This is a genomic window from Xenorhabdus miraniensis (genome assembly GCF_002632615.1).
This window is the reverse complement of record NZ_NITZ01000098.1, coordinates 1-828: the sequence shown is the minus strand read 5'-3', so window position 1 is coordinate 828 and position 828 is coordinate 1. Positions and strand designations below refer to the sequence as shown.

At 46.7% G+C, this 828-nt stretch carries 1 protein-coding gene; it reads left to right on the top strand.

All coding sequences use genetic code 11. From position 1 onward, the window contains the following. Positions 1-69: 69 nt before the first annotated feature. A protein-coding gene (locus tag Xmir_RS22220) for an IS5 family transposase (RefSeq protein WP_099116116.1) occupies positions 70-828 on the top strand; the annotation gives its coding sequence in 2 pieces (ribosomal slippage) (positions 70-445 and positions 445-828; 760 coding nt annotated over the 2 pieces). This gene is flagged as partial in the annotation.

Sequence of the window (828 nt, the reverse complement as noted above, 5' to 3'; positions counted from 1 at the left end):
TAGATGGTGTCGTCATGAATAAATTCATGTAATAATAACTCTTTATTACATGAATGGATGACTTTAATCATGAGTAAACCCACACACCGCCGTCACGATATCTCTGATCGTGTTTGGTATTTACTTGAGCCTCACCTACCAGGACGTAAGGGGGCCTGGGGACGTGTCGCTTATGATAATCGACTATTTATTAATGCGGTATTCTGGATTTTACGGACAGGTGCTCCCTGGCGAGATTTACCCCCCGATTATGGCGATTGGAAAAATACGCATCGCCGTTTTTGTCGGTGGCGTGACAAAGGCGTATGGGAAGGATTGCTTGAAGAACTCATCTCTGAACCGGATTTCGAATGGCTAATGATTGACGCCAGTCACATTAAGGTTCATCCCCATGCCGCAGGAGCGGAAGGTGGCAATCAGGATATGGGGCGTACAAAAGGGGGCTCAATACCAAGATACACCTGGCCGTGGATGCGCATGGTATGCCGGTCAGAGCACTTATTACAAGCGGTACCACAGCGGATTGTTCACAAGCTGAGATCTTGATTGAAGGAATAGATGCGGAACATTTATTGGCGGATCGGGGCTATGATAGCAATGCCGTTGTTGAACGAGCAGAAAAACAAGGCATGGAAGCGCAAATTCCCAGCCGCAAAAATCGCAAAGTGAAACGGGAATATGACCGAGAACTCTATCGGCTCAGGCACTTAGTTGAAAATGCTTTTCTCCATCTTAAACGTTGGCGTGGTATAGCGACCCGTTATGCCAAAACGAGTGCCTCATTTCTTGCTGCCGTTCAGATTCGTTGTCTCGCTCTTTGGTTAAATA